This is a genomic window from Oleiphilus sp. HI0132 (assembly GCF_001635845.1).
The window spans coordinates 1-1,340 of the sequence record NZ_LWGJ01001551.1; the positions used below are offsets into that span (position 1 = coordinate 1).

Sequence of the window (1,340 nt, forward strand, 5' to 3'; positions counted from 1 at the left end):
GCGGTCATGCAGGAAACGCTTGAAACCGTTACTTTACTGCTTGCACCAATCACGCCTCATATTTCACATGAGCTATGGGAAACCCTGGGCCACAAAGACGCAGTTATCGGCGCGGGCTGGCCAAGTGTTGACGAGAGCGCCTTGGTTAAGGCTTCGCAAACGATCGTTATTCAGGTGAATGGTAAAGTAAGGTCCAAGCTTGACGTGCCTGCTGATATCAGCAAAGAAGCAATGGAACAAACTGCTTTGGATGATGAAAACGTTAAACGCTTTACAGATGACAAGACCGTTCGTAAAGTAATCGTTGTACCTGGAAAGCTGGTTAATATCGTTGCGAACTAGGCAACGATAGACCTGTTCTTTCCTCCTTAATATCGCCCCTCGCTTAAAGCTTCGGGGCGATTATTATTTCAGTGAGAGCCTTATATGCCACGTAATAAACTTTTGATCATCGTAATGATCATGCTTTTTAGTTTGCTGTCGGCATGCGGTTTCCAGCTTCGTGGTTATTCTGAACATGACGCTCCTAAGGGCTTTTCCAGTATAAAACTCGACTGCCCAACCACTCGTGCTTGGCAGCTTTGCCAAACACTACGCCAAAAGTTGATGCTGAATAATATTAGCTTTGATGACAATGCTCAGTATCGGCTAGCTATCTCCCCTATCGAGCAAGAGTCTCGTACCTTGTCGCTGCAAAGCAATGCTTCAACCGCTGAATATGGGCTGAGCTCTAAAGTAAGTTATCAATTAGTTCTTCAAGAGAGCGAAGAAGTACTCGCTGNACAGGAAATCGTCGTTNGTAATAGCTATCGCCACCAGTCCTCTGCACTATTATCAAAAGAGCGCGAGCGCAGTGAGCTACAGTCTGAACTTAGCCAGCGCATTGCTTCAGAAATATTCCGCCAGATAGATGTCGTAAATAAACAAACGCTAACTACCAGCGATTCCGGCAGTAACGAGGGCTCTGAGTAAGTATGCGCATCAAAGCTGAGCAACTTGAGAATGAGCTGAAAAAAAAGCTCTTACCGCTTTATTTGGTAACCGGTGACGAGCCACTATTGGTTCAAGAAGCTTTGGACAGCATTCGTCTGAACTGCAAAAAACAAGGCTTTGATGAGCGAAAGATTCTGGAAGTTGACCGCAAGTTCGATTGGACCAGCTTAAACGAAGAAGCTAACACTCTGTCTTTATTTGCAGAAAAGACACTAACTGAACTTCGACTTGGAAAATCTAAACCCGGTACCCCCGGTGCAAAAGCCTTTCAACAATATTGCGATAATTTGCCAGAAGATAAGATTTTACTGATCTGCGCCGATAAACTCGATGCTTCCACACTTAAA

2 protein-coding genes and 1 pseudogene are annotated in these 1,340 nt (G+C 44.8%); all 3 read left to right on the plus strand.

Annotated features, from left to right (window positions below; translation table 11 throughout):
• Positions 1–342: class I tRNA ligase family protein (locus A3766_RS23855; RefSeq protein WP_156509094.1), on the plus strand; the 342-nt coding region annotated here is incomplete at its 5' end.
• Between the two features lie 84 nt (positions 343–426).
• Positions 427–972: an LPS assembly lipoprotein LptE gene (lptE, locus tag A3766_RS23860; RefSeq protein ID WP_068643104.1), complete on the plus strand. Its 546-nt coding sequence runs from the start codon at positions 427–429 to the stop codon at positions 970–972.
• 2 nt (positions 973–974) lie between these two features.
• Positions 975–1,340: pseudogene (locus A3766_RS23865) on the plus strand (DNA polymerase III subunit delta); the annotation flags it as partial.